We start from the raw sequence: 22,486 nt of genomic DNA on the forward strand, positions 1-22,486 counted from the left end.
CATGAGCAAAATTCGTAACGTCGCTGTACTGACCGCCTGCCTGCTTTCCGCTTCCGCAGCGCACGCCCAGCTGGGCGGCCTGGGTGGCATGCTCGGCGCCAAGAGCGCCGGCAGCAATACCGACATCAGCGCGGACATCAGCACCTTTGTTACCCAAAGCAATGCACTGCGCGAACTGACCAGCCGTTCGGTCATCGCCATCAACGCCGCCTTCCTGTCGGCTGGTGAAAGCGAAGCCAGGCGCGCCGCCTTCGACGCCGCCAACGCCCTGACCAACGTCAACGAAAAGCAGGCCAAGCTGAATGAGCTGTATGAATCGAACGCAGCCGAACTGGAGCGTCGGGTGAAGTCGGGCGAAGCCAAGGAACAGATGGGCAAGCTGGACGCAGCCAAGAAGAAACAGATCGGCGACGCGCTGATGAACTTCGGCATCGGCAGCCTGCAGGCAGTCGTGCTGACCAAGACCGGCCAGTCGCTGCTGCAAAAAGCTGGCGCGAATCCGATGAACGTGACCAAGATGATGCCGGTGAAAGACGCGCTGCCTGTGCTGGGCCGCGTTGTCAGCGATGCGGGCGGTTTCATGGTGGGTGTGGGCAAGCTGGCCAAGGGCGCGAACATCGAGGTACCTGCAGTGAAGGCGGACTCGAAGCCAGTGGAAGTCAGTTTCTCTTAACCAGCGCCGGTTCAACCGCAGGGAACGCGCACGGCAGCAATTGCCGCCACACCGTTTCCTGCATCTCGCTGACGTCGGCCGGACTGGCATAGCGCTCGATGCGGCGCCAGTCCAGTTCAGCAAATATCTTGCGTTGGCGATCCACGATTAAAGACACGCCGACAAACTTGCCGGCCAGGGTGCCCTTGGTCATGGACAGAAGTTCCACTCCCCCCGCCAGCATGCGGCGCTCCATCGTTACGGCGGAGCGCGCCGCCACATCCTGTAGCCAGCGTTCGCGCCATCCTGCCTGTTCGTCGAACTCCGCAACCGGAGGGCGAGAGATCTTGATGCGCGCAATGGCTTCGCGCGTATCAGCCACCTGCAGCACGAACGTCGCTCGCTCGGTCATCGCGATCCAGTAGCCTTCTCCAGCCACCTCGATGGCGTAGCCGCCGAACCCCTTGTCCAGCGCGACCATCACTGCCGTGAACTGCGGCCGCGCGCATTCGCCCCATTGCCAGCCGATGCCGTCGGTCGCCGGCGCAGCGCCCGCATACGCGGGAAAGGCAAGGAGCGCCGTCGAGAACAGGCGCAGCAGGGACGGGGAGAGTGTGGGCATGGTCGCCTTCCGCAATAACATCCTTGCATGCTAGGTGGACCTCGCAGCGCGGAGTTGCGAGCGATCAATCTCGTCGCATGCCGATGCGCCGGAAACGACTTCAATCCGCGATTTTTGCAGCTCGTTCCGCGATTCTGGCGCTTCATCGCAAGCCGGTGGCTACCGGCGCTGCGGATGGCTAAAGTACCACCATACCAACGCGCATCACCCACCAGGAGCAGACCATGAACATCCGTAAAAACGCCGAAGCCGTCTTCCTCGCAGCCACCGCCCTGTGCACGTTTGCTGCCTACGCAACGGCCGAAGTGCCGCACTACCGCGCCGCCACCGCAGTGCAAGTCGCCACCGCTGCCGACAGCAACATGCAAGTCGTCGTCATCACAGGCAAACGCCTGACCGCCGCCGAAAAAGCCCAGCTCGATTGATCGAAACGCGGTAGCGGGCACGGCGCTGCAGGCAGCATCGTGAAACTCGCAGGAAATGCCGGTCGGCTTGGTACAATTGCGGTTTCGCCACATCCGCCCATCCCGACAAATGATAGACATCCAATTACTTCGCAAAGACATCGACAACGTCGCGGCGCGCCTCGCGACCCGCAAGTTCCAGCTCGACGTGGCAGGTTTCAACGCCCTCGAAGCGGAGCGTAAAGCGATCCAGACGCGCACCGAAGAACTGCAGGGCAAGCGCAACTCGCTGTCCAAGCAGATCGGCATGATGAAGGGCAAGGGTGAAGACACCACGGCCCTGATGGCGGAAGTCGGCGGCCTGGGCGATGAGCTGAAGGCAAACGAAACCGCGCTGGCCGACGTGCAAGCCAGGCTGGCGGCCTTCATGGAATCGGTCCCGAACCTGCCGCACGCATCCGTGCCGGTCGGTACCGATGAAACCGGCAACGTCGAAGTACGCAAGGTCGGCACGCCGCCTGTGTTCGACTTCGAAGTCAAGGACCACGTCGACGTCGGCGGCCCGCTCGGCCTCGATTTCGACGTCGCGACCAAGCTGACTGGTTCGCGTTTCTCGGTGATGAAAGGCGGCATCGCCCGCCTGCACCGCGCGCTGGCGCAGTACATGCTCAACACCCACACGGGCGAGCACGGCTATACCGAATGCTATACCCCGTACATGGTCAACGCCGACTCGCTGCGCGGCACCGGCCAGCTGCCGAAATTCGAAGCCGACCTGTTCTCGGTTAAAAAGGGCGGCGCGGAAGGCGAGGGCGAGAGCTTCTACCTGATCCCGACCTCGGAAGTATCGCTGACCAACCTGGTGCGCGACGAAATCGTTGCCGCCGACCAGCTGCCAATGAAGATGACGGCGCACACGCCGTGCTTCCGATCGGAAGCGGGCAGCTATGGCCGCGACACGCGCGGCATGATCCGCCAGCACCAGTTCGACAAAGTTGAAATGGTCCAGGTTGTGCATCCGGAAACTTCGTACGACGCATTGGAAGAAATGGTCGGACACGCCGAAACCATCCTCAAGACGCTGGGCCTGCCATATCGCGTCATGTCGCTGTGCACCGGCGACATGGGCTTCGGCGCGACCAAGACCTACGACCTCGAAGTGTGGCTGCCGGCGCAGAATACCTACCGTGAGATTTCGTCGCTGTCGAACTGCGAAGCGTTCCAGGCGCGCCGCATGCAGGCACGTTTCCGCAATGCGCAGGGCAAGCCTGAGCTGGTCCATACGTTGAACGGCTCCGGCCTGGCGGTAGGGCGCACTTTGGTCGCCGTGCTGGAAAACTACCAGCAAGCCGACGGCAGCGTCGTGATTCCGGAAGTGCTGCGCCCGTACATGGGTGGCATGGAGCGCCTCACTGCGGCAGCCTGACGCAAAAAAGATGCGGGAGAGAAAATATTCGGATTTTTTTGAATTTCGCTCTTCCGTTTTCTGTGAGGCTTGTCTATAATCTTGTCTTCGCAGCAGTAAGCGAATGTAGTTAGACCAGGAAACGGAAAGGTGGCAGAGTGGTCGAATGCACCAGACTCGAAATCTGGCGTACGTTTAGGCGTACCGTGAGTTCGAATCTCACCCTTTCCGCCAGTTAAGTGAAAAAGCTCCTATGAAGGAGCTTTTTTCATTTCGGCGTACCCACACCTCTACCCACACGCCAATTTTCGGAGTACCGATGGCTCCCACTTCGGCTTCGTCGCTGGCGCTGGTGTTCTCGTGCCTTCAATTGCTGAGCGCGGCACCACCGCGGCGCCCGCTGCATTGATCCAAAAAGGCAAGCCAAGCTTACGTAGGTGTTCTGCCTGCAGGCGCTTGTTCTTCCGACCTGTCAGTTCCGCTACCTCGTCGCGCGTTAGGAACGTTTCGCTCATTACTTCAGTCCTCTCGATATTCTGCGGTTGGCGCCACCCACCATTTGCGCCCAATCTTCCTAGCCTGCGGCTGAATCCGGCCGTCGTGAATCCACCGCAGCAGCGTGTTGGAGTGGGGCGCGTGCTCACCGAACACCATCGCCGCCCATACCGCTATTGGCACCAGGCGCGGCTGTGCGACGGATGCCGGCTTAGTTGCCGGCGCTACTGTCCTCGGTGGACTTACGCGCTTCTCAGCGCCGATACGAACCTCACATAGTCCGTTGTGCGGCGGCAGCGGCGTCGCGATCGGGTTGTTGCCCGCCTTGTGAGCGTTCCAGTAGCCCAGCGGAGGCAACGGTACCGCCATCGTCATGCAAGCGTCCCTGAGCCGTGCTGACGTGATTCCAAGCTGGCGCGCGAGTTGGCCGATAGGTGTGATCCACACGGCCGTGTAAAGCCTCTCGCGTGCCAGTATGATCGTCATAGTATTTGCCGCAGCAGATGGGATAGCCACTCTATCGGATTCGGCAGATCGCCCGCGCGCCACCATCAATCCACTGGTCCACCGCGGCCAGATTGACCCACAATCGACCCTCCAAAATCTTGCACTGTTTTCCCAAGGTCCATTGCCCAGCCGTTCGCCGGGCCAATGACTGCATCAATGGTGTCGCCGGTAAGCGCTGTGTATCGCTCAAGTGCGACCCAACCGATAGCGTAGTTCACTGCTCCGTCCTGGTCGAGTTCAGCGTTTTGACTTAACTGCAGCGCGAGAAATTCGAGCCAGGGCCGCCGATGGGTCGGCTAGATCCTCCAGCGTGGCATCGGCGGGCAGGCTTCCATTTTGAATTGCCTTGGCCAAAAGGCTCTCTGGAGAACCCGAGAAGTTGACAGAGACATCCACGTTGAATTTAGCTGAATGCCGGATGATGGCATGCACTGCTCGCATCACGTCCTCTTCATCCTCAATCGGATTGAACGACTTAGCCAGTCTAGCTACGAGTTCAGCGTTCATCGATCGATTGTTCGCCTTCGCTGCAGCGAAAATTTCATCGCGCATGCCCGGTGGCAGCCGAACAATAAATTTGTCGGCGACCTGTGCTGTGCGTTTCGGCTTCTCATTTGTCATGGTAGAAGCATACTGGCATATAGCCATTCAATAAATGCTGGCAATGAGCCATAAATATGGCTTGTCAAGCGAGCTGATCCACTATAGTCTGTATGGCATTGAGCCATATCAAGGAGTGAGCATGGATTCCCCGACACGCGCAGCGCAGGCTGGCGAAAAGTACATCTTGCGATTCGACGCCGGACTGAAGGCGAAGCTGAAGGCGAGGGCTGCGCAGAACCGGCGATCGCTGAATGCGGAGCTCCTGCTGCTTATCGAGAGTGGCCTGGCTGCTACGGAGATGCCCGCCGATAAGCCGCAAGCGTAATTGCTGTTACCAATTCAAATAGAAAGGAGATAGCTACTGACTAACCAAATGTAGCACTGATGTGAAAAGAGGCGACTTGGCGGTCGCCTCCTAAAATCAGCTTTTTATCAATCTGGGCGTAACCAGACCAATAATTTCAACCGCGAATTTTAGAGAATTTACGGTCGTTATGGCTCACTGCATCTTGGAGAAAATACAATGAAATCAGACGATATCACTAAGAATCAAAAAACACAATCAAATTCGTTGCGCGCTGTGCTCGCTCGCCTCGATTCTTACATGGACGCTACCGGCCACGGCGCCGACCATCCATGGCGCACGGAGATCGCCGCAGCGCTCGCCACACCCTCGTCCACGCGTCCCGACACCGATGCAATCCTCGATAGCGTTGACGATATCGACCTCGCTGCCGCAGCAATTGCTGACTTGCTGAGCCTCGGGCTGCAAGAGTGCGTCAACGCCGGCAACGTCCGCCCGGCAGAATCTGCGCTTCGTGCAGCGCGTCGCTATATCGACGATATCGGTGTGGCCACGGCGTTTATCGCTTGCGGAGGTGCAGCATGAGCCGCGCTAAGCCACCAGTCACGCCGGAAGCAATCGAGCAAATCAAAGCCGCAATCTCTTCGCGCCGGGTCAGTCACCTGGAAAACAGATACGGCCAGTTCCATGAAAGAACGATTGACGCGAGTGGCTCCGCTGGCCAACTCATGAGCCAACTGAACACGATTTACACCGTGCTCTCCGGTCTCGGCACCGTGATGCGCATTGTGGCCGGCAACCCGGTACTCGAAGATCAGTTCGATCCAGATGATCCAACCAGCGAAGCGCCGCTAAGCAATTTGGCTATCAGCCGACTGACGAACATGACGGCCGCCATTTGCGAACTCATCGCCGACGAGATCGACGGCGCCGCGATGGGCTTCAACGACCGGGGGCAAGCATGAGCGCACTTAATGACCTGGCAGCGCAGGCGGCGCCCGAGCGCATCTTCATTTTTGTCGCCCCCTACAGCACGGTGCACGTCGCCGCTTTCGACCGCGAAGACCAGATCGGCATGCGGGCCGGGCAGTTGGCAGCGATTCTTCGCGTGATTCCAGTTGGCAATCACTCGGCGCCAATGATCTCGTTAGCGGGCCGCTTGGCTGATGAGCTCAAAGCGCAATCGAACCGTGACGCATTAGTCGCTGACCAGCTTGCTGAGCTGTTGCTCCGGGCTCAATGCCAAGATGGCCCCTGCGACCTGCTGTGGCTGGCCCAGCAGCTGGCCGATGAGATCTCAGAGCTTGTTGACGTCATTGTGCGGAACGAAAATGAAGGAGGGCCGGCATGAGCAACTTTGCTGGCGCTACCGAGGGGCATGCGATCTGGCGTAGACTATTGCAGACAAACAATTCGGAGGCATCTTGATGAAGATAGAGCGCGCTAAAAGGCCTGAGGCCGTGGATTCTGCTGAGCCAACCCAAGTCCGACGCGAGGATCTTGTAACGCTGCGTCGGCTTACATATGCGGTAATGCTGCATCGAGGCATTCCGAAAATTCAGGCTGTTCGGGCCGTCGAAGATATCGTAACGGCGAACGCGCACGGAACTGATGTGTTTGCTATTACCGATTCGGGCGCGGAGAAAGTTCACGGCGAAGCCCGGTGGGACGTGGGCGCGGAGTTCTGGAACTGCCAGGGCATGGACGTGAACGGAAATCCGCCGTCGACGGAACAGTGGATTGCACATCATCGACAAGAAAGTCCGTCAATTGACGGTGTCTGTCTCGAAAAGCAAGTAGCCGCCGACGCTTCAGGCTTTGAATCGGTAGACGTGCTGGACCTTTACGTGGAGCGAGGCACGTCAGAAATGCGGAGGGATCAATTGATAGCAGCGTATGCAGCTATCGAGTTCCTAATGGATGACCTTTTGGAAAGCTCGGCGCCACTCTACGACTCCGGACTGCTGAGCATCGCTGTCGAGGTTCAGAAAGAGTATTGGACCGACCTGACCGCACCGCCGAAGCAAGATGTAATTGTCCGCGAGCTAAGGACAAGATATGACCTTAGCGAGGCAGAGGCCAAGGCTGTTGAACGGGTCGCATGCCCCATAGACAGGTCTAAGTAATGCTGCCCTGAGGGTAAAACCCCTTGCCCTCAGGGTATCAGTCATTGCTACCATTCTTCTGTCGGCTCGTTCTGGACTACGCTGACTAGTTTTGGACGGCAAACAACGATCAACGGAACCGTCGGGTCATCTGCCGCAAGACCTGCTGTCAGTTCACGGAGATCGACGGCAAGATCGACCTCCACATCGAACAGATCACGGTAATGACGGTCGTCGAAATGCCTGTTTATTTAACCAGTAGTCGAACTTCCTTAGATTTTATCGGCATAGGTTTCTTCCGTCTTATGCGTTCTTTTGGTGGTTCTGTGGGCGAAAGGGCGACATATGTGCACTAATGCAGCTTAATGGACTCTATTTAGACAGGTTGACCGAGTGACAACTGTGCTGCGTGGATCTTGTGAGTAAGGGTCAACTCTATATAATCAGTCCAACAGCAGCCAAAACGGTAACGTTGAAGGCAAAGAACGCCGAGAAGGTTGTTTTGCTGGAGAGTGGTGGGGTGTGGGCTCCAAAGTTACAAGGCGATGGAGCCCACGAATCTGGCAAGAGCGCCAAATGATTTTGTCATCCCTGGACGGGACAGAATTAGTATAGCGCATGTAATACGGCTACGTATATCACTTGTTCTACGGTGTCCTACGTCGTTCGCGAAGACTTGCGCTATATCGGGGACTCTTGCCGCTTTTATGAAAGTGGCAAAATGAATAACAAAGAACAGTTCTTGCGACTGCAAGAAGTCATCTCGCTTACCGGGCGCGGACGCAGCTCCATCTACGGCGACATCCGAGAAAACAAATTCCCTGCGCCAATTAAAATCGGTGCGAGATCGGTCGCTTGGCCCCTGTCGACCATCGCTGCTTGGCAACAGTCCTGCATCAACGCCTCTAAACCGTAAGGGGCGCCACCATGACCAAATCTCATAACGCCGCCGGCACCCCGGCGGCGGTGACCCCGTACGTCTCCGCTTCGCAAATCGGATTGCTAATCGAGGTCGCGGTCCTCGCAATTCAGGACTCGCAGCAGCAGGCCAAAATCAAGATCGCCCGCTGGACATACCTCGATGCTTTAAACGACTTCGAGGCGCAGCATGGCCGAATCGAAGGGCGATTAGATCCGAGAAACCCGGATCATGCAGATATCCTGGCGGCGACGGAGAAGCAATACGCGGCGAGTGAGCGCGAGAAACGCATTGCATACAACCTGCGTCGTCGGCTACAGACGGCGTGCCGTAAGGCTGCCCGAGTGAACGCGACCGGCGTGTGCGCGACTGATCGGAGTCCATCATGAGCGGCGGCCCGATCATCATTAAGAATGGCGAGCCGGTCACCACCACACTGGCGATTGCTGAAGGAACGGGCAGCTCGCACGAATCGACTATAAAGCTGGCGCGCAAGTATTTGGCAGACCTGAAGATGTTCGGCCCTGTCGGATTTGAAATCCAGCAGGGTAGGCCGCTCCCACAGGGCGGCTTTGCACAGTCGACCGAGTACGCCATGCTGAACGAGCGGCAATCGTCCGTACTGATCGCCTACATGCGGAACAGCGACAAGGTGCGAGATTTTAAGATGGCGCTCGTCAAAGGCTTCTTTGAAATGCGCGCAGCTCTGACGGCCGCACCTGACCCGCTCGCCAGCCTGCCACCCGAGCACCGCGCGCTGGTTGCGCTGATGTGCGAGAACGCCACCATCCGGGCCCGGCAGGACGAGCTGGCAGCCACGCAAGTGGCGATGCAGCAGGGTATAGCCCGCATTGAGGCAAACCAAGTGGCCGCGATCGCCAGCGTGCAGTCATTCACCGCGCTCGGTTATTCGATCTTCAGGGAGATCCCGATGAGCAAGATCGAACTTACGCGCTTGGGCAGGAAGGCGTCAATGATCAGCAAGAAGCGCGGGATCGCAATCGACCAAGTCAGTGATAGCCGATTCGGTCGGGTGGGCTGCTACCACATCAGCGCGCTCGACGCCGCGCTGGAGGAAATTTCCAAATGAGCCACGCGAAAGCAGCAAGCGCCCTCAACCACATCGCGCCGGTTGAACGAGCAACCTGGGTGAGGGCGGCCATGGCCCTCAAGTCTGAGTTCGGCGAGGACGGATTCGATCTTTGGAACGATTGGTCGAAAGGTGCGGCCTCTTACTCCCGTAACGCTGCCTTGGCCGTGTGGCGCAGCATTGGCTCGGCCGGCCAGATCCGCATCGGCACCCTATACCGCGAGGCGGCAGCGAACGGTTGGCGCTACGCCGAGTTTGGCGCCGAGCCACTGATCCCGAAGCCCGGCGGCATTCCGCCTGAGGACCTTACCGAAGAAGCGCGAAAGAAGCGCGCCTTCACCTCCGCCGTTGCGATGACGACGCGGCACCTCGCTCAGTGCAAGCCATCGACGCATCCGTACCTCGTATTTAAGGGCCTGCCCAACGCGATCGCCCTGGTGCGTGGGCCGACCCTGATCGCGCCGATGTACGACTTCCTCAACGGTGAGCTGGTCGGCTCGCAGCGGATCGACTGGTGCGCAGACCAGCAGAGGTGGCGCAAGGAAATGCAGTGGGGCGCGCGTGCCAAGGGCGGCGTGCTCTGGCTGGGCAATCAGCGGGCTCAGGAGACGTTTTTCTGCGAGGGGTTGGCAACCGGGTTCAGCGTCGAAATGGCGCTCCGCAGGCTGCGCTTAAACGCGAGCGTGGCGGTCTGCTTCAGCGCGTACAACCTCTCCTATGTCGGAACCCTCGCAAAGGGCCGGGCATTCGTATTTGCTGACAACGATGAAACCCTTACTGGCGAGGCGGCGGCGAAGGATACGGGCCTTCCCTACTGCATGAGCGATGCCATTGGCGAGGATGCGAACGATCTGCATCAACGCGCCGGCATCGTTGAGCTTTGCCGCTTGATCATCGACCTGCGCCGGAGGTCTGGCTAATGGCTAATCCTTGGTTCCGCATGTACAGCGAGTTCGCGAACGACCCCAAAGTGCAGATGCTTGATGAGGTGATGCAGCGTCGTTACGTGATGCTGATGTGCCTCCGTTGCAGTAACGACCTTGAAACGTTACATGAAACGGAAATAGCGTGGGCGCTGAGAATCGATGCCGCTGCTGTGGCCGAAACCAAGGCCATCTTTCTGGCAAAAGGATTCATCGATGATCGCTGGAAGTTGCTCAACTGGGACAAGCGTCAATTCGTCTCCGACACTAGTACGGCAAGGGTTGCAAGGCACCGAGAGGCGAAGAAAGCGACGACCAAGCCGAAGCACTAATCGAGTGAAACGTTACAGAAACGGTTTTGTAACGCCCTAGAACAGAACAGATACAGAAGAGAACAGATATTGCGACGCTCCACCCGCAATAACAGGCAACCCCGAGTACCAGGAAAATAAGATTCAAGACCACGAACAACGGCAACACCAAAAGCCAAGTCAAAACCTAACGTCCAGAAAATTCTGGCAGTTGAAGGGAATCATGAGCATACGAACGGACATTACCGAAGCGATGATCGAAGCAGCGATGAATGCGGGTCCGCTCACGCATGAGTTTGCGCGCCGCGTTCTTTCGGCCGGGCTTTCCAAGATGGCGAACACAGAGCGCGGAGCACCGTTCCCCTTATGGGTCTCCACCTCCATCGACACGAAGCGCGCGAGATTCTTAGGCGTCACTGAGCGCCGCTGCTACTACCGCATTGAGACCGAGTGCGGTCAACGGCTAACTGTGCATGGAAACGATATTCAGCCGAGCCAATGATCATGATGACCAAATATTCCGGAGCCGCCCAGTGAACGTGATCCATAAATACACCCTTGCCGTCAGCTCTTCGAACCTGCGCGACGACGCTCACCATCACAGTACAGAGGTGCTGGCCGCTGCGGCGCTGTGCCGCGACCTGGGAACTAGACTTTTCCGGGTCAAGTACGCGGGCGACGCGACCACCTACCCAGCACTGCTAGAGGATTGGCGCACGATCGTGGAGGGCAAAGCAGCGGTGCGCACCTGGCCGGCGGATGTCAGCCCACGCAAGGTCGCGCGCCTGTCGCTCAATCACTGGCTCAACGATGTGTGTCCGGTGTGCACAGGTCGCGGCTACGAGGCCGTGAGGGGCGCGCCTACGGTCATGTCGGATAACGTGTGCAAAGCGTGTGGCGGTACTGCCAAGCGTGCCGTAGAGGCAAAGCACAACCTGATCCACCTGGTCGAGGACATGGTCGAGGTTCTTAACGCTATGTCGGCGCATGCGGCCGGCAAAACGATGAAGCGCCTTGCGTCGGAAATGGAGTTGTGACGAAGATGAATTTTCAAACCGGCCTTCAAAAACCTAAATTCGGCGAGCCATGCAACGGCTGCGGCTACTGCTGCACTATGGAGCCATGCAAACTTGCTCAAGAGTTCCTGCGCTGCATGACCGGCCCGTGTGTTGCGCTAGAAACGCGGGACGGTAGAGCTATCTGTGGATTGGTGCGCAATCCCCTTGGCTATCTTTTCAAAGCAGCACATCCCGAGGCAGATGTGCCCGTATTGGAGGATGCGCCCGACATAGAGGCCAGCACCCAGCTGTCCGGTGATCTCGCCGCGGCTCTTGGAATTGGAAAGGGCTGCGATACTGCTGATGACGAGGAGTCATTGGCATGGCCGGTAAGCTTTCCCGCACAATATTCCGGATAACGATGAAATGCGTTGCACTGTTTGTAAACACATGTATATAATTGACGCACTGCATGCTTTACGAATCACCCGGCATGCATAATTCAAGCCGAGCGCTCAAGCGCGGAGCAGGGCAGCGGCCAACCTGAAGCCGAGACGTTGATGACACGTCGCGCCCGAAAATCGAAGCCTGCCACCTTACGGTCGCGGGCTTTTTATTTGTCCACCAAGCAGATAGCTTGGGTACGAACCCAGAAGCCGCCCTAGAGGTGGCTTTTCTGCTTTCAGATCAAGGAAGCGTGGCCGAGAGGCCGAAGGCAATCGGTTGCTAACCGATAGACTCGCAAGGGTCCGCGCGTTCGAATCGCGCCGCTTCCGCCAATACGCCTCACTCACGAAACGAGTGACTACACGCATGACGAAAGTTCGAGGCTTGGCACGGGCCAGCATAGCAAAACCGTGCGGCACATTCGTCAGCCGTGTGGTCAAGCGCCTAGCGCAGGGTTGGGCGTTCCCGGCCACCACGCCAGTTTTGCCCCTGTAGCCCAATTGGTAGCAGGCAGCGGTCTTAGAAGCCGTTCAGTGTCAGTTCGAATCTGACCGGGGGTACCAAGTTTTGCGAGAGTGGCCTAATTGGTAACGGCAAGGGATTTAAGCTCCCTGAACTACCGGTTCGAGTCCGGTCTCTCGCACCAAGGTAAAAGGAAGATGCCGCGCAGGGCGCGAAGCGGTCTTGAAAACCGTGGCAATCAGGGATGGTTGATGGTTCGATTCCTTCATCTTCCGCCAATAAACGGAGCTTGGCCCGGACGGTAAGGGGTGCGGCTGTAACCCGCAAGCAGGCTTGTTCCTAGGTGGTTCGACTCCATCAGGCTCCACCAGTTTCAACGGTAGCATGGCTGAGAGGCCGAAAGCAGCGGGTTGCTAACCCGTAGAGTCGCAAGGCTCCCAAGGTTCGAATCCTTGTGCTACCGCCAATTCAACGCGGAATTAGCTCAGCCGGTAGAGCGCCTGATTTCCAATCAGGCTGTCGACGGTTCGATCCCGTCATTCCGCTCCATCTCCCCCTTCCTGCGCTACCAAGCGCCGGACTTCGCCGCTGACCGCATTTGCGACAGCGGCTTTTTATTCGTAGGTGCTCATATGAACGAAGAATCGAAACCGAAGAATGCCGGCACGATCGAACTCGCGCTGGAGCTCAAGGGTGTTTCATTCGCCCTGGTGGGACTGGACCAGATCAAGTTTGCGGCGCAAGAGGCCGCTGCTGCGGTTGCTTCGATTGGCGCACCTGCTGCGGTGTCAGTCCAAGGTGTCGAGCTAGTGGCGGGCGAAACGCCAGCATTGATGCTGGCTGAGTGGCGACGCACCAACGAGCTGCTTACGAGCTTCATGTGGTACGTCGAGAACGGGCTACTTACTCGTGGTCACTGATCTGGCCTGCGATCGCTTCGAGTTGAGCCAAGGCCTCAGGGACAAATGACATCACCGAATGCTTGCCGCGCCAGTAACTGTGATTGGTGACCGATTGGTCGCGCGATCTTTCCTCGGCAAAGGCTTCCGTGTACAGCACAACTGCCAGTTTGCGCACTTCGACAGCAAGCATCATTTTTTCATAGTCCATGGAATTACCTTTCGCGTTGATTGTTGCGTGGAAATAACAAGATAACACGTTGGCAACACCTGCCCGATATTTGAACAATTCTCCAAAGGCCTGCCATGTTCGGATTACTTAAGTCCCTGACAGACCTCGCCGGCGACATGGCAACCGTCATTCTCGCGCCCGTTGAAGTGGTGATCGACCTAACCGGCGCGGCTGTGAAGCCATTCGCCGAGGCTGCCAAAGACCTGGCGGCAGATGTCAAGAGCCTGAAGGACTGACCATGAGCCTCTTGGCCCTAATGCTGATCCTGTGCAGCCAGAACCCTCCCGCACCAGTGCCATCGCAACCGGCGCAGGTATCGCGGAATTGGCCGTATAGGGACCAACCATGATGCCCCGCATTGACTATGGCTCCCCATACGTGAACCTTCTTGCTTGGGCAATGAAGGAGGAATTGCAGCACCGTGCCGATATCCGCCGCATCACGGAAGATATGGCTCGGTGCCGCGTGGTCGCAGCCGATGCCCTAAGCCTCATCGACAAGATGCCTGACGTATGAAAGCCGACTTCACCATCAAGGTAGTGCAGGCATGGTGGCTGACACCGTACTTTTACACGCTCGCCGCGTTCTGCGCCTTGACAGGCTGCGAGGTAGACGAGAAGAAGCTGTTGCGCATCATCGACCGCGCACTGAAGCCGAAGATCGTATGGAAATGACCAATGAGGCCGAGGCCATCTGGCTCCGCATCCTGATCCAGTTAGGCATGATGCAGGTCGATATAGCGGCGGCACAGCAGCACACGCCAGGCACGGGAAAGAACGTATGAACGTCAGAAATTGGGATGACTTGATCCGCAAGGCTGTGACCGAGGGCAATGATGCCCTGATCGCATCGCTGTCCGAGCAGCTTAGCAAGTGCGAGAAGGCCCATTCCATCCTGCGCGCCAAGGGATACGGCATGCAGGGATCGACGATTGAGGCAACTGCGGCGCTTGTGCCGGGGAAGAGGGAGTGGTGATGGGTGAATGCAAATACAACCTGAGCGAAATGATCGAGCGCCGCATCCGACGTGATGTGGAGCCGAATGTCAGTGCTGCGCGAGACGCGATTCAAGATGCCATTGTGTCGTTGATCGGTGCGCTCGGCATCAGCCATCACGACGCCGGCACGTTTGACTTCCTCGATAATGTTGCCAACACCTACCGCGAGAAGCTGGTTCGCGATTGCATGTCCGCTGCTGTGGACGGCATGACTACTGGCAAACCTGTCGAAGATCCCAGTGCAGCCAGCGTCACACGAACAACCTTGAGCATGATTGGCGGCGATACCGTCATCATCGCGCACCCAAGCATGCTCACGACCGATCAGCGCAACCAGATTGCAGAGCGCGCCAAGAAGTCGCTGCCTGATGGCGTCAATGTTCTGGTCCTCGATGCTGGGATGTCGGTGGCGGCAGTCGTCAAGGCATGAACGTCATCACCGACATGATCGAGATGCTGGCATTCCCTGCATTTGTGGTCGTGGCTGCATCGCTTGCCGTCTGGCCCCTATGAACTGGCAACGCATCAAGTGCGCCGTGTTCGGCCATAAGCTCGTGGCGGTTGGCGAAAGGCTTGGCATTGCTGGCGCCCATAACTGCACGCGCTGCGACTATCACAGCCCTGCGGTCGTCTGGCCGCGCCGTATGGTCAAGCCTTCCCCGTCCCCTCCGCCTATGCCGCAGATCCATTTGGCACTCAATAGGATCGCTGATGCCCGCGTGTCCCTTGAGCGCGGCGAGGCAGCGTGGTGCGCGACACAGATTGAGGACGCGATCAGGTCGGCCGAGTTCTTCATCAAGGCAGCGCGCGATGCGCTGAACAGCCAGCCTGAATCGCCGACTGATCGCACCGATGCAGGCAGTCCGGACACCGCAACGACGTGGCGCGGCGGACCAATCCCGCACATACCCCAGCCAACATGAACATCCAACCCGCACTAGCCCAGCTTGCAGCCGACAAGCGAGCCCTCGAATCCCGCATCCGTGACCTGATAGGCGCAGAGGTGGCGGCATTCACCAAGATCACTGGAGTGGGCGTGAAGGGCGTTGATGTGCGGACGCAGGAGTGTCTAAGGGATATGCGGCCCAGTGTCATCGTTTCAGGCGTGACTGTGGCGCTGGACTTGGGGTGACATGGCCTGGGGATCGAAGAGCAGGCATGAGCGCGGGTACGGGAAGGAGTGGGACCAGGTACGCAAGGTCGTTCTGGCGCGTGACTGTGGTCTGTGCCAGGTCTGCTTGAAGAAGGGCGCATATACCACGACGAACATCGTCGACCACATCATGAGCAAGGCTAATGCCGCGAAGCTCAAGTGGAGTAAGGAGCGCACTGAGCATCCGGATAACCTTCAGGCGATCTGCAAGCCCTGCCACGACATCAAGACCGAGGAAGAGCAGGGGAAGGCCCTGCGCCCCAAGGTGCAGATCGGCGAGGATGGATGGCCGGTGCCAGAATGATTATGTTGCTGTGCGATTTGATAGATAAAAAACAATGAAAAGAACTCAATACGTTATCTATGCGGTAGTTCTGCGCGAGCATCAGGACATCGTGAAAATTGGCAGGACGACACAGTGGAAGAGTCGCCGCAATGAATACGATTCGTGGAATTTTGCTAATGGCGATGGGGTTTTGGATTGCATCGTGTTTTGCATAACAGAAGAGTATGCCGATTTGTCAGCGGTTGAGTCGGCATGCATTGATGGGCTCGCTATGATCTGCCCTCTGCATCGCGGAAAGGAATGGTTTCGCGGGACGTTGCAGGACGCTAGGCGAGTCATTGAGGATGTGCTTAGCGCCGGTCAGTTGAGCTATGACGAGCCAGCAGCTATGAGAAGGTCGAAGCAAAGCGCGCCAGCAGTAAAGATATGCGGGTGACCTAGCCCGTCGGTTGCATCGCAGCATTTAGTTGCCATAGGGCGGGGGGCGGGTCAAATCTCTGGGGCGATTACTGCCTAGGACCGCGCCCCCCCTTTTAATTCGCACAGTCAGGATAGAAAAACAGTTTTTCGGAGGGCATCATGCCAGGTCCAGGCAAGAAACCGGCCGGCCTCAAAATGGTCGCCGGAACAGAAAGAAAGGATCGGCAGCCCGAAGGCGGCGTCGATCTCCCTGCTTTATCAAGCGTCCCGAAGGCGCCAGACTGGCTGCCAAACTCACACGCGGTCAAAGAGTGGGATCGCCTCGCCGGCATCCTCACTGCAAACAAACTTCTCACCGAGGGCGGGCTGTCCGCGCTAGGAATGCTGTGCGCCCTGCACGGCAAAATCGTCCAACTGTATGCGGCAGGTGAAGCTCCTACCGCCAGCATGGCGGGCACCCTGCGCAATATGGAAAACGACTTTGGCCTGACGCCGGTCGCACAAGGCAAGGTGAAACCAGTTGGCCAAGAAGACAAAGGAAACAAGTTCGCCGGTAACGGCAAGCGGACAGCGTGATTACATCCAGATCGCCATCGACTACGCGCAAGCCGCGGTCGACGATAAGGACCGAAAGCGCTTCGGTAAGTGGGTGCGCCTGGCTGCAAAGCGCTTCCTCGACGACCTAAGGCGCGCAAAAAAGAAGGGCAATAGCTTCATCTTCGACGAGTGGCATGCGATTGACGCTTGCGACTTCATTGAGAAGCTGCCGCACGTTGAGGGCACATGGGACACTGAAAACGTCGTCATGCACCCGTCGCACGTGCTTTTCGTGGTCTGCCTGTTCGGATTCCGCAACCAGGACGGCACGCGACGCTTTACAACCGCGCTATTCGCAGTAGCTCGGAAGAACGCGAAGTCCTTCCTCTGCTCCGCCATCCTGCTTTACTGCTTCTGCTGCGAAGTCGAGAACGGACCGCAGGTTATCAGCGCGGCGACGACTGGCTCCCAAGCGCGAATCGTGTTCAACGTCGCAAAGCGGATCGTTGAAAAGGTCGGCGACCTGCGCGAACAGTTCACGCTGGAGCCGTTCGCTAATGCGATCGCCCGCTACGAGGTGGGCGGCACGTTCAAGCCGATCAACGCCAAGGCCAGCACTCAGGACGGCTTGAACCCTTCGCACTGCGGCATCGACGAGATCCACGCACACAAGACACACGACCTGCTGAACGTCCTGAAGTCGGCGGCCGGCGCACGACGCAACCCACTTTTCCTTTACACGACGACCGAGGGCTACGAGAGCCCGGGCCCATGGGGCGAGATTCGCCACTTCGCCAAGCAGCTGCTTGAGGGTGTAGTTGAGGCGGATCACTTCCTCGCGATTTACTTCGCGGTCGACGACGAAGACAAGGCCGAGGGCATCCCGGCTGACGACGACTTTGATGAGTCGAAGTGGATCAAGGCGAATCCGCTGATGGAGGTCAACCCACTCCTGATGAAGGAGATTCGGAAAGAGGCAATCGAGGCGAAGTCCATGCCCGGTCGCCACGCCGAGTTCAAGATCAAGCGCCTGAACCGCCCATCTGCGGCTGCGGGGGGCTGGGTCAACCTAGTCAAGTGGAAGGCTTGCAAAGGCGCGGTCGACCTTGAGTGGCTGCGCCAATTCCCGTGCTGGGGCGGGCTGGATCTTGCGAGTACGCGCGACCTGACCTCGTTCAGACTGGTTTGGAATGTCGATGGCGTCCTTTACACGCACGGCTGGCGCTTCGTGCCAGGGGCTGCGGTGCATGGGCGCACTGAGCGCGGCCTAGTGCCGTATCAGGCGTGGGTCCAGGGCGGAATTCTGATCGAATCCGGCGCCGAGGTCACAGATTACGACGCTGTCGAGGCCTGCATTTTGAAGGCCAAGGCCGATTTCAATCTGCAAATGGTCGGCTACGACGGATGGAACGCCAAGCAATTGGTGCAAAAGCTGCAAGCGGCCAATGTCCCGATGCAGGAATTTATCCAAGGCCCGAAGAGCTACCACCCGGCGATGCAAGCATTGGAGATCGCATACGTCGGCGGAAATCTGGCGCATGGCAATGATCCGGTATTGAACTGGTGCGCATCAAATCTGATCGCGCGCACTGACCAAAACATGAATACGGCGCCTGATAAGAAGAAGGCGCCGGAAAAGATTGACGACATGTGCGCGCTTTTAATGGCCATCGGTGTGATGCAAGAAGCCGTCGAAATTGAACCCACCCCCGGAATCTATATCCTATGAAGCAAGCCACCTGGTACAACGCTGAGCGGGTCAGTCAGCCCGGAAGCGTGGTCCTGAACGCATGGCGCGCGGAGCGGGTGCAAGCTTCGAACACATCGCAGCAGAACCTAACTGTGCAAGAGCTGGCGAACCTAATTAGCGGCGCCGGCGGCGTCGGCGGCCCGTCCGTGAGCGAAACCACCGCCATGCGAGTGTCGGCGGTCTATGCGTGCGTGGCGCTGATTGCAGGCGCAATTTCCACGTTGCCGATGCCGGTGTACGCGCGCTCGGTCGATGGTCGCGAGATTGTCGACCACCCGTATTTCTGGCTGCTGAACGAGTCGCCGAATGATGACCTGTCGGCGGCGGTGTTCTGGGAATTCATGGTCAGCTCGCGGTTGTTCTATGGCGACTGCTTTGCTGAGATTCTGCGCCCGTCCTTCCGCAGTTCCAAGGTTACCGGGTTCGTGCCACATCATCCTAATCGGGTGCAACCGTTCCGCGACACAGCCGGCAACCTGTTTTACCGAGTCACGCCGCTGCTCGGCGCGCAGTACACAGTACACCCGGCCGACATGATTCATGTGCCGAGTCTGGGCTTCGATGGGCTACGCAGCCCATCGCCGATCACGTACGCCGCCCGGCAGGCAGTCGGCACGGCGCTGTCCGCGGACGAATACAATTCGCGATTCTTCACAAATGGCGCCCGTCCTGACTTTGCCATTACGGCACCGGGCAGCCTGAGCGAAGATCAGGCGAATATGATCCGTTCGACTTGGAACGACAAACACGCCGGCGTTGCCAAGTCGCACATGCCTGCGGTTCTGATGGGGGGCCTCGACATTAAGCAGTTGAGCCTTTCGGCCGCCGACTCGCAGATCCTCGCTACCAGCATGTTCCAGGTCGAGCAGATCGCACGGGTGCTGGGCGTCCCTCCACACATGATCGGGCATACCGACAAGTCCACCTCCTGGGGGGCCGGGGTGGAAAACATGGGGCGCGGCTTCGTCAAATTCACCCTCAAGCGCGACCTCGTGAAATTCGAGCAGGAGTTCAACCGCAAACTGTGGCCGACGCGCGAGCGCCTGTTCTTGCGCTTCGACCTGGCCGACATCGAGCGCGGCGACCTCAAAAGCGAAAACGAAGCGCTGCGCATCGCCCTCGGCCGCGCCGGCGAGCCGGGCTGGATGACTCAAAACGAAGTCCGCAAGGCCAAGAACTTACCGCCGAAAGACAACGGCGACGAGCTGCTGGAAGTGACTGCTGTCGCGCCCGCCCCATCACCAACCGAGAAAACCACTGATGAAAAATCTGCTGCAGCTGCTGGCTGAAAACCGGCGCAAGTTCACGCCGATCGAATCTAGAATTCTGGCGAAGGGTAACGCAGCGGCAATCTATCTATACGACCCAATCGTCGCCGATCGCACAACTGCGGAGTGGTGGGGCGGCATCTGTCCGCAAGACTTCGTGCCGGCCGTCCGCGCGCTAGAAACAGAAGAAATCACGATCTACACGAATTGTCCTGGTGGCGATGTCTTTGCTGCGGAGGCCATGTGTCAGGCGCTGCGCGAGCATTCCGCCAAAGTGACAATGCAGATTGAAGGCTACGCCGCCAGTGCGGCGACGGCGATCGCATGCGCGTGCGACGTCGTCAACATGACGGCCGCCTCGAAATACATGATCCACAAAACGTGGACCTTCGCGATGGGCAATGACGTCGACCTGCTGGCCACCGTCGAGCTGCTGCGCAAATGCGACCAATCGATGTACGAAGAATACGTCCGTCGAAGCGGGAACACGATCGAGCAGGTCAGCGAATGGTGCGCGGCTGAAACTTGGTTCACAGCCGACGAGGCGGTGAAGAACGGTTTCGCGGACAGCATCATCGAGGCGCCGGCGGCAAACGCCCGCGCCTCGGCCAAGTGGAACCTGTCCGCATACGCAAACGCGCCAAGGCAATCGGAGCCGCCCGAACAACCCGAAGAAACCAGCATCACAGACGACCACCGCGCCCGCCAGCAGCAGCGCATTGGCATGCTGTCGCGCCTCCAAATTAGCTGACGCTCTCGCGCCACTAAGCAAGCCGCCTTCGGGCGGTTTTTTTTCGCCCCAACCCGGGCCGCGAGAGCGGACCACTTACCGAAAGGCACCACATGACCAAGCTCGCCCAACTGCGTGAACAACGCAACATCGAAGCCAAAAAAGCAAACGACCTGAATAACAAGCACCCGGCCGACCAACGCATGCCGGCTGCCGAAGCCGAAAAGCTCGACGCCGTGCTGGCTTCAATCGAGGCGATCGACAACGAAATCTCGCGCGAGGACCGGATGGCGAAACTGGCCGCCGACAATCCGGCCGCGCAGCACGAAGCTGCGCTGAACGCGGCGACCCGCGACACATCGAAGCAGGGCGAAGAGTCGCAGGCGCTGCGCGCATACCTGGCCGGCGGCCTGATGAATATGGCCGAAGGCGACCGCAACCGCATGCTGGCCCGCCAGAGCCCCGACATTCGCAATGCGATGAGCACCACCACCGCAGCCGAAGGCGGCTACACCACGGCGCCGGAATACCAGAAGACGCTGGAAGCGGCGATGAAGGCATTCGGAGGCATGCGCGCTGTCGCGTCCGTGATCCGCACCGCCACCGGGACGCAGATGAATTTCCCGACCGCTGACTCCACTGCAGAAGAAGGCGAAATCGTTGGCCAGAACGTCGTCGTTGCCAACGGAGAAACCACGTTTGGCAATGCGACCATGGACGTGTTCAAGTATTCGTCCAAGGATATCGCGATCCCATTCGAACTGGTGCAGGACTCGTTTATCGACATCGAAGCCTACGTCCAGACACTTCTGGCTCTGCGCCTCGGCCGTATCCAGAACCGCCACTTCACCGTTGGCACTGGCACGGGCCAGCCGATGGGCTTGGTCACCGCAGCTGGCGCGGGCAAGATCGGCGGCACCGGCCAGACCGTGACTGTCACCTACGACGACCTGGTGGACTTGGAGCACTCGGTCGATCCGGTCTACCGCGGCGCTCCAGGCGTTGGCTACATGTTCCACGACTCGACCTTGAAGGCGGTTCGCAAGATCAAGGACTTGGAAGGTCGTCCGATCTTCGTGCCAGGCTATGAGTCCGGCAACCCTGGCGGCGCGCCAGATCGCATCATGAACCGCGCGATCACGATCAACCAGCACATGCCTGTGATGGCTGCCAACGCGAAGTCGATCCTGTTCGGTCAGCTTAACAAGTACCTAATCCGCGACGTGATGGACCTGACCCTGTTCCGCTTCACCGACTCGGCATTTACCCGTAAGGGCCAGATCGGCTTCCTGGCCTTCCAGCGTTCAGGCGGCAACCTGATCGACGTGGGCGGCGCAGTCAAGACGTACAGCAACTCGGCCACCTAAGTCGGCGCGCGCGGCGGGCCCCGGCTCGCCGCTTCCCTCAACTCCGAAAGAAAATCATGGCAAAAAACCAGAAGGCCGCCGAAGGCCAAGTCAAGGTTCGCGTGCTGGTCGAGTGCGAGTACGGCAAATGCAACGAGGTCGCGGTCATCGATGCGAGCCTGGTCGCATCCCTGCATGGTGTCCTCGATGCGGAGCCTGCGGCCGTCGAATACGCCGAGTCGCTGGTGAAGTAACCCGCCCCGAATTCCCCTTAGCGCCGGCCGCAACGCCTGGCGCTGAATCCCCACATCTGATCGCGCCATGACCAGCACCAATGCCGACCTCATCGCCGCGATGCGCGAGTTTGCGCTCGATCCATCCGGAATTTGCTACGTCGTGCGCGGTCGGCGCGGCGCTGTGGCCATCTTCGAGGATGACATCGGCCGATTCGAATCAGATGAGGGTCTGCTGGAATTCATTCGCGCTCGGTGCGCTGAATAGATCGGCCGACTCAAGCTCAGAGCTATTTCCACTAACCCGTAGATCGCAAGCTTCCGCCAGGCCCTGTTCAAGGGCGGCGTGTGCTGGGGCGACAAGTACAAATCTCACTGAAAGGTAGTC

Annotated in this window: 37 protein-coding genes and 8 tRNA genes; 40 read left to right on the plus strand and 5 right to left on the minus strand. The window is 58.6% G+C overall.

Going from position 1 to position 22,486, the window contains the following annotated elements:
- The first annotated feature begins 1 nt into the window (after position 1).
- On the plus strand, positions 2-673 hold the full coding sequence (locus tag HHL21_RS11975) for a hypothetical protein (protein WP_169466089.1): 672 nt from the start codon (positions 2-4) through the stop codon (positions 671-673).
- Here the strand turns inward: HHL21_RS11975 and HHL21_RS11980 are convergent.
- Positions 660-1,274, minus strand: a complete 615-nt coding sequence (locus tag HHL21_RS11980) for a hypothetical protein (protein WP_169466091.1) — start codon at positions 1,272-1,274, stop codon at positions 660-662. The genes HHL21_RS11975 and HHL21_RS11980 overlap by 14 nt on opposite strands.
- A gap of 224 nt (positions 1,275-1,498) precedes the next feature.
- Between HHL21_RS11980 and HHL21_RS11985 the strand changes: the two genes are divergently transcribed.
- The 3 genes from HHL21_RS11985 (at position 1,499) to HHL21_RS11995 (ending at position 3,317) form a co-directional block, all read left to right on the plus strand.
- Entirely contained in the window at positions 1,499-1,699 is a 201-nt protein-coding gene (locus HHL21_RS11985) for a hypothetical protein (protein WP_169466093.1), read from the plus strand.
- A 109-nt stretch (positions 1,700-1,808) separates the two neighbouring features.
- Positions 1,809-3,104, plus strand: coding sequence for a serine--tRNA ligase (gene serS, locus HHL21_RS11990; RefSeq protein WP_169466095.1), 1,296 nt, complete (start codon positions 1,809-1,811; stop codon positions 3,102-3,104).
- Positions 3,105-3,227: 123 nt separating this feature from the next.
- Positions 3,228-3,317, plus strand: a tRNA-Ser gene (locus tag HHL21_RS11995).
- Between the two features lie 56 nt (positions 3,318-3,373).
- On the opposite strand, the gene HHL21_RS12000 is transcribed toward HHL21_RS11995, so the two are convergent.
- The 3 genes from HHL21_RS12000 to HHL21_RS12010 all read right to left on the minus strand — a co-directional run bounded on the left by HHL21_RS12000 (position 3,374) and on the right by HHL21_RS12010 (position 4,706).
- Positions 3,374-3,598 carry a DUF4224 domain-containing protein gene (locus tag HHL21_RS12000; protein WP_169466097.1) on the minus strand — a complete coding sequence of 75 codons (225 nt, stop codon included), beginning with the start codon at positions 3,596-3,598 and terminating at the stop codon, positions 3,374-3,376.
- 4 nt (positions 3,599-3,602) lie between these two features.
- Positions 3,603-4,064 (minus strand): excisionase, encoded by a 462-nt coding sequence (locus HHL21_RS12005; RefSeq protein ID WP_169466099.1) that lies wholly within the window; start codon positions 4,062-4,064, stop codon positions 3,603-3,605.
- A 258-nt stretch (positions 4,065-4,322) separates the two neighbouring features.
- Positions 4,323-4,706: an Arc family DNA-binding protein gene (locus HHL21_RS12010; RefSeq protein ID WP_169466100.1), complete on the minus strand. Its 384-nt coding sequence runs from the start codon at positions 4,704-4,706 to the stop codon at positions 4,323-4,325.
- Between the two features lie 121 nt (positions 4,707-4,827).
- Between HHL21_RS12010 and HHL21_RS12015 the strand changes: the two genes are divergently transcribed.
- From HHL21_RS12015 to HHL21_RS12115, 21 genes are all read left to right on the plus strand, one after another.
- Positions 4,828-5,013 carry a FitA-like ribbon-helix-helix domain-containing protein gene (locus HHL21_RS12015; protein ID WP_169466102.1) on the plus strand — a complete coding sequence of 62 codons (186 nt, stop codon included), beginning with the start codon at positions 4,828-4,830 and terminating at the stop codon, positions 5,011-5,013.
- Positions 5,014-5,211: 198 nt separating this feature from the next.
- On the plus strand, positions 5,212-5,577 hold the full coding sequence (locus HHL21_RS12020; RefSeq protein WP_169466104.1) for a hypothetical protein: 366 nt from the start codon (positions 5,212-5,214) through the stop codon (positions 5,575-5,577).
- Positions 5,574-5,957 carry a hypothetical protein gene (locus HHL21_RS12025; protein ID WP_169466106.1) on the plus strand — a complete coding sequence of 128 codons (384 nt, stop codon included), beginning with the start codon at positions 5,574-5,576 and terminating at the stop codon, positions 5,955-5,957. The genes HHL21_RS12020 and HHL21_RS12025 overlap by 4 nt, the downstream gene beginning before the upstream one ends.
- Positions 5,954-6,343 (plus strand): hypothetical protein, encoded by a 390-nt coding sequence (locus HHL21_RS12030; RefSeq protein ID WP_169466108.1) that lies wholly within the window; start codon positions 5,954-5,956, stop codon positions 6,341-6,343. Before HHL21_RS12025 ends, HHL21_RS12030 begins: the two co-directional genes overlap by 4 nt.
- A 73-nt stretch (positions 6,344-6,416) precedes the next feature.
- A complete protein-coding gene (locus HHL21_RS12035) occupies positions 6,417-7,118 on the plus strand; it encodes a hypothetical protein (protein ID WP_169466110.1) in 702 nt (233 codons plus the stop codon).
- A gap of 700 nt (positions 7,119-7,818) precedes the next feature.
- Positions 7,819-8,013, plus strand: coding sequence for a helix-turn-helix transcriptional regulator (locus HHL21_RS12040; RefSeq protein WP_169466112.1), 195 nt, complete (start codon positions 7,819-7,821; stop codon positions 8,011-8,013).
- A gap of 11 nt (positions 8,014-8,024) precedes the next feature.
- Complete coding sequence (locus HHL21_RS12045; RefSeq protein ID WP_169466114.1) at positions 8,025-8,405, plus strand: hypothetical protein; 381 nt, start codon at positions 8,025-8,027, stop codon at positions 8,403-8,405.
- Complete coding sequence (locus HHL21_RS12050; RefSeq protein WP_169466117.1) at positions 8,402-9,106, plus strand: Rha family transcriptional regulator; 705 nt, start codon at positions 8,402-8,404, stop codon at positions 9,104-9,106. Before HHL21_RS12045 ends, HHL21_RS12050 begins: the two co-directional genes overlap by 4 nt.
- The gene (locus HHL21_RS12055) at positions 9,103-10,026 is read left to right on the plus strand and encodes a PriCT-2 domain-containing protein (protein WP_169466119.1); all 924 of its coding nucleotides are present in this window, start codon (positions 9,103-9,105) and stop codon (positions 10,024-10,026) included. Before HHL21_RS12050 ends, HHL21_RS12055 begins: the two co-directional genes overlap by 4 nt.
- Positions 10,026-10,361, plus strand: coding sequence for a hypothetical protein (locus HHL21_RS12060; RefSeq protein WP_169466121.1), 336 nt, complete (start codon positions 10,026-10,028; stop codon positions 10,359-10,361). The genes HHL21_RS12055 and HHL21_RS12060 overlap by 1 nt, the downstream gene beginning before the upstream one ends.
- A 202-nt stretch (positions 10,362-10,563) precedes the next feature.
- On the plus strand, positions 10,564-10,842 hold the full coding sequence (locus tag HHL21_RS12065) for a hypothetical protein (RefSeq protein ID WP_169466123.1): 279 nt from the start codon (positions 10,564-10,566) through the stop codon (positions 10,840-10,842).
- 31 nt (positions 10,843-10,873) lie between these two features.
- The gene (locus HHL21_RS12070) at positions 10,874-11,377 is read left to right on the plus strand and encodes a hypothetical protein (RefSeq protein WP_169466125.1); all 504 of its coding nucleotides are present in this window, start codon (positions 10,874-10,876) and stop codon (positions 11,375-11,377) included.
- Positions 11,374-11,757: a hypothetical protein gene (locus tag HHL21_RS12075; RefSeq protein WP_169466127.1), complete on the plus strand. Its 384-nt coding sequence runs from the start codon at positions 11,374-11,376 to the stop codon at positions 11,755-11,757. The genes HHL21_RS12070 and HHL21_RS12075 overlap by 4 nt, the downstream gene beginning before the upstream one ends.
- 272 nt (positions 11,758-12,029) lie before the next feature.
- Positions 12,030-12,117, plus strand: a tRNA-Ser gene (locus tag HHL21_RS12080).
- 153 nt (positions 12,118-12,270) lie between these two features.
- Positions 12,271-12,348 (plus strand) — tRNA-Leu (locus HHL21_RS12085).
- Between the two features lie 6 nt (positions 12,349-12,354).
- Positions 12,355-12,431 (plus strand) — tRNA-Leu (locus tag HHL21_RS12090).
- A gap of 8 nt (positions 12,432-12,439) precedes the next feature.
- Positions 12,440-12,525 (plus strand) — tRNA-Ser (locus tag HHL21_RS12095).
- Positions 12,526-12,531: 6 nt separating this feature from the next.
- Positions 12,532-12,617: transfer RNA gene (locus tag HHL21_RS12100), tRNA-Tyr, on the plus strand.
- Positions 12,618-12,625: 8 nt separating this feature from the next.
- A tRNA-Ser gene (locus tag HHL21_RS12105) sits at positions 12,626-12,713 on the plus strand.
- A gap of 7 nt (positions 12,714-12,720) precedes the next feature.
- Positions 12,721-12,796: transfer RNA gene (locus HHL21_RS12110), tRNA-Gly, on the plus strand.
- Between the two features lie 83 nt (positions 12,797-12,879).
- The gene (locus HHL21_RS12115) at positions 12,880-13,167 is read left to right on the plus strand and encodes a hypothetical protein (protein ID WP_169466129.1); all 288 of its coding nucleotides are present in this window, start codon (positions 12,880-12,882) and stop codon (positions 13,165-13,167) included.
- Here HHL21_RS12115 and HHL21_RS12120 read toward each other — a convergent pair.
- Positions 13,151-13,357, minus strand: a complete 207-nt coding sequence (locus HHL21_RS12120; RefSeq protein ID WP_169466131.1) for a hypothetical protein — start codon at positions 13,355-13,357, stop codon at positions 13,151-13,153. The two genes, HHL21_RS12115 and HHL21_RS12120, sit on opposite strands and share 17 nt — an antisense overlap.
- Positions 13,358-13,452: 95 nt before the next feature.
- Here HHL21_RS12120 and HHL21_RS12125 point away from each other — a divergent pair, with 95 nt between their 5' ends.
- The 15 genes from HHL21_RS12125 (at position 13,453) to HHL21_RS12195 (ending at position 22,366) form a co-directional block, all read left to right on the plus strand.
- The gene (locus tag HHL21_RS12125) at positions 13,453-13,614 is read left to right on the plus strand and encodes a hypothetical protein (protein WP_169466133.1); all 162 of its coding nucleotides are present in this window, start codon (positions 13,453-13,455) and stop codon (positions 13,612-13,614) included.
- Between the two features lie 109 nt (positions 13,615-13,723).
- Positions 13,724-13,894, plus strand: coding sequence for a hypothetical protein (locus tag HHL21_RS12130; RefSeq protein ID WP_169466135.1), 171 nt, complete (start codon positions 13,724-13,726; stop codon positions 13,892-13,894).
- The gene (locus tag HHL21_RS12135; RefSeq protein ID WP_169466137.1) at positions 13,891-14,052 is read left to right on the plus strand and encodes a hypothetical protein; all 162 of its coding nucleotides are present in this window, start codon (positions 13,891-13,893) and stop codon (positions 14,050-14,052) included. Before HHL21_RS12130 ends, HHL21_RS12135 begins: the two co-directional genes overlap by 4 nt.
- A 106-nt stretch (positions 14,053-14,158) precedes the next feature.
- Positions 14,159-14,353, plus strand: a complete 195-nt coding sequence (locus HHL21_RS12140; protein ID WP_169466139.1) for a hypothetical protein — start codon at positions 14,159-14,161, stop codon at positions 14,351-14,353.
- Positions 14,353-14,805: a hypothetical protein gene (locus tag HHL21_RS12145; RefSeq protein ID WP_169466141.1), complete on the plus strand. Its 453-nt coding sequence runs from the start codon at positions 14,353-14,355 to the stop codon at positions 14,803-14,805. Before HHL21_RS12140 ends, HHL21_RS12145 begins: the two co-directional genes overlap by 1 nt.
- Positions 14,806-14,884: 79 nt before the next feature.
- Positions 14,885-15,298: a hypothetical protein gene (locus HHL21_RS12150; protein WP_169466143.1), complete on the plus strand. Its 414-nt coding sequence runs from the start codon at positions 14,885-14,887 to the stop codon at positions 15,296-15,298.
- Positions 15,299-15,508: 210 nt separating this feature from the next.
- Positions 15,509-15,832, plus strand: a complete 324-nt coding sequence (locus HHL21_RS12155) for an HNH endonuclease (RefSeq protein ID WP_169466145.1) — start codon at positions 15,509-15,511, stop codon at positions 15,830-15,832.
- Positions 15,833-15,866: 34 nt separating this feature from the next.
- Complete coding sequence (locus HHL21_RS12160) at positions 15,867-16,250, plus strand: GIY-YIG nuclease family protein (RefSeq protein ID WP_169466147.1); 384 nt, start codon at positions 15,867-15,869, stop codon at positions 16,248-16,250.
- Between the two features lie 143 nt (positions 16,251-16,393).
- Positions 16,394-16,810, plus strand: a complete 417-nt coding sequence (locus HHL21_RS12165; RefSeq protein WP_169466149.1) for a hypothetical protein — start codon at positions 16,394-16,396, stop codon at positions 16,808-16,810.
- Positions 16,755-18,500: a terminase large subunit gene (locus tag HHL21_RS12170; RefSeq protein ID WP_169466151.1), complete on the plus strand. Its 1,746-nt coding sequence runs from the start codon at positions 16,755-16,757 to the stop codon at positions 18,498-18,500. The genes HHL21_RS12165 and HHL21_RS12170 overlap by 56 nt, the downstream gene beginning before the upstream one ends.
- Positions 18,497-19,810, plus strand: a complete 1,314-nt coding sequence (locus HHL21_RS12175; RefSeq protein WP_169466153.1) for a phage portal protein — start codon at positions 18,497-18,499, stop codon at positions 19,808-19,810. The genes HHL21_RS12170 and HHL21_RS12175 overlap by 4 nt, the downstream gene beginning before the upstream one ends.
- Positions 19,782-20,540: a head maturation protease, ClpP-related gene (locus HHL21_RS12180; RefSeq protein ID WP_169466155.1), complete on the plus strand. Its 759-nt coding sequence runs from the start codon at positions 19,782-19,784 to the stop codon at positions 20,538-20,540. Before HHL21_RS12175 ends, HHL21_RS12180 begins: the two co-directional genes overlap by 29 nt.
- A gap of 92 nt (positions 20,541-20,632) precedes the next feature.
- Positions 20,633-21,886 carry a phage major capsid protein gene (locus HHL21_RS12185; protein ID WP_169466157.1) on the plus strand — a complete coding sequence of 418 codons (1,254 nt, stop codon included), beginning with the start codon at positions 20,633-20,635 and terminating at the stop codon, positions 21,884-21,886.
- 56 nt (positions 21,887-21,942) lie between these two features.
- Positions 21,943-22,119 carry a hypothetical protein gene (locus tag HHL21_RS12190; protein ID WP_169466159.1) on the plus strand — a complete coding sequence of 59 codons (177 nt, stop codon included), beginning with the start codon at positions 21,943-21,945 and terminating at the stop codon, positions 22,117-22,119.
- A 67-nt stretch (positions 22,120-22,186) separates the two neighbouring features.
- Positions 22,187-22,366 carry a hypothetical protein gene (locus HHL21_RS12195; RefSeq protein WP_169466161.1) on the plus strand — a complete coding sequence of 60 codons (180 nt, stop codon included), beginning with the start codon at positions 22,187-22,189 and terminating at the stop codon, positions 22,364-22,366.
- The last annotated feature ends 120 nt before the right edge of the window (positions 22,367-22,486 follow it).

Origin of the sequence: Massilia polaris, assembly GCF_012927275.1 — a bacterium.
In the GTDB taxonomy this organism is placed as follows: Bacteria; Pseudomonadota; Gammaproteobacteria; order Burkholderiales; family Burkholderiaceae_D; genus Telluria_A; species Telluria_A polaris.

Coding starts and splice junctions, on each gene's coding strand:
- HHL21_RS12120 (WP_169466131.1), bottom strand. CDS start 13,357: ATGGACTATGAAAAAATGATGCTTGCTGTCGAAGTGCGCAAACTGGCA.
- HHL21_RS12045 (WP_169466114.1), top strand. CDS start 8,025: ATGACCAAATCTCATAACGCCGCCGGCACCCCGGCGGCGGTGACCCCG.
- HHL21_RS12165 (WP_169466149.1), top strand. CDS start 16,394: ATGCCAGGTCCAGGCAAGAAACCGGCCGGCCTCAAAATGGTCGCCGGA.
- HHL21_RS12145 (WP_169466141.1), top strand. CDS start 14,353: ATGGGTGAATGCAAATACAACCTGAGCGAAATGATCGAGCGCCGCATC.
- HHL21_RS12055 (WP_169466119.1), top strand. CDS start 9,103: ATGAGCCACGCGAAAGCAGCAAGCGCCCTCAACCACATCGCGCCGGTT.
- HHL21_RS11980 (WP_169466091.1), bottom strand. CDS start 1,274: ATGCCCACACTCTCCCCGTCCCTGCTGCGCCTGTTCTCGACGGCGCTC.
- HHL21_RS12010 (WP_169466100.1), bottom strand. CDS start 4,706: ATGACAAATGAGAAGCCGAAACGCACAGCACAGGTCGCCGACAAATTT.
- HHL21_RS12160 (WP_169466147.1), top strand. CDS start 15,867: ATGAAAAGAACTCAATACGTTATCTATGCGGTAGTTCTGCGCGAGCAT.
- HHL21_RS12185 (WP_169466157.1), top strand. CDS start 20,633: ATGACCAAGCTCGCCCAACTGCGTGAACAACGCAACATCGAAGCCAAA.
- HHL21_RS11985 (WP_169466093.1), top strand. CDS start 1,499: ATGAACATCCGTAAAAACGCCGAAGCCGTCTTCCTCGCAGCCACCGCC.
- HHL21_RS12005 (WP_169466099.1), bottom strand. CDS start 4,064: ATGACGATCATACTGGCACGCGAGAGGCTTTACACGGCCGTGTGGATC.
- HHL21_RS12195 (WP_169466161.1), top strand. CDS start 22,187: ATGACCAGCACCAATGCCGACCTCATCGCCGCGATGCGCGAGTTTGCG.
- HHL21_RS12175 (WP_169466153.1), top strand. CDS start 18,497: ATGAAGCAAGCCACCTGGTACAACGCTGAGCGGGTCAGTCAGCCCGGA.
- HHL21_RS12015 (WP_169466102.1), top strand. CDS start 4,828: ATGGATTCCCCGACACGCGCAGCGCAGGCTGGCGAAAAGTACATCTTG.
- HHL21_RS12065 (WP_169466123.1), top strand. CDS start 10,564: ATGAGCATACGAACGGACATTACCGAAGCGATGATCGAAGCAGCGATG.
- HHL21_RS12135 (WP_169466137.1), top strand. CDS start 13,891: ATGAAAGCCGACTTCACCATCAAGGTAGTGCAGGCATGGTGGCTGACA.
- HHL21_RS12030 (WP_169466108.1), top strand. CDS start 5,954: ATGAGCGCACTTAATGACCTGGCAGCGCAGGCGGCGCCCGAGCGCATC.
- HHL21_RS12025 (WP_169466106.1), top strand. CDS start 5,574: ATGAGCCGCGCTAAGCCACCAGTCACGCCGGAAGCAATCGAGCAAATC.
- HHL21_RS12020 (WP_169466104.1), top strand. CDS start 5,212: ATGAAATCAGACGATATCACTAAGAATCAAAAAACACAATCAAATTCG.
- HHL21_RS12155 (WP_169466145.1), top strand. CDS start 15,509: ATGGCCTGGGGATCGAAGAGCAGGCATGAGCGCGGGTACGGGAAGGAG.
- HHL21_RS12115 (WP_169466129.1), top strand. CDS start 12,880: ATGAACGAAGAATCGAAACCGAAGAATGCCGGCACGATCGAACTCGCG.
- HHL21_RS12150 (WP_169466143.1), top strand. CDS start 14,885: ATGAACTGGCAACGCATCAAGTGCGCCGTGTTCGGCCATAAGCTCGTG.
- HHL21_RS12130 (WP_169466135.1), top strand. CDS start 13,724: ATGATGCCCCGCATTGACTATGGCTCCCCATACGTGAACCTTCTTGCT.
- serS (WP_169466095.1), top strand. CDS start 1,809: ATGATAGACATCCAATTACTTCGCAAAGACATCGACAACGTCGCGGCG.
- HHL21_RS12125 (WP_169466133.1), top strand. CDS start 13,453: ATGTTCGGATTACTTAAGTCCCTGACAGACCTCGCCGGCGACATGGCA.
- HHL21_RS12040 (WP_169466112.1), top strand. CDS start 7,819: ATGAATAACAAAGAACAGTTCTTGCGACTGCAAGAAGTCATCTCGCTT.
- HHL21_RS12000 (WP_169466097.1), bottom strand. CDS start 3,598: ATGAGCGAAACGTTCCTAACGCGCGACGAGGTAGCGGAACTGACAGGT.
- HHL21_RS12190 (WP_169466159.1), top strand. CDS start 21,943: ATGGCAAAAAACCAGAAGGCCGCCGAAGGCCAAGTCAAGGTTCGCGTG.
- HHL21_RS11975 (WP_169466089.1), top strand. CDS start 2: ATGAGCAAAATTCGTAACGTCGCTGTACTGACCGCCTGCCTGCTTTCC.
- HHL21_RS12180 (WP_169466155.1), top strand. CDS start 19,782: ATGAAAAATCTGCTGCAGCTGCTGGCTGAAAACCGGCGCAAGTTCACG.
- HHL21_RS12060 (WP_169466121.1), top strand. CDS start 10,026: ATGGCTAATCCTTGGTTCCGCATGTACAGCGAGTTCGCGAACGACCCC.
- HHL21_RS12050 (WP_169466117.1), top strand. CDS start 8,402: ATGAGCGGCGGCCCGATCATCATTAAGAATGGCGAGCCGGTCACCACC.
- HHL21_RS12140 (WP_169466139.1), top strand. CDS start 14,159: ATGAACGTCAGAAATTGGGATGACTTGATCCGCAAGGCTGTGACCGAG.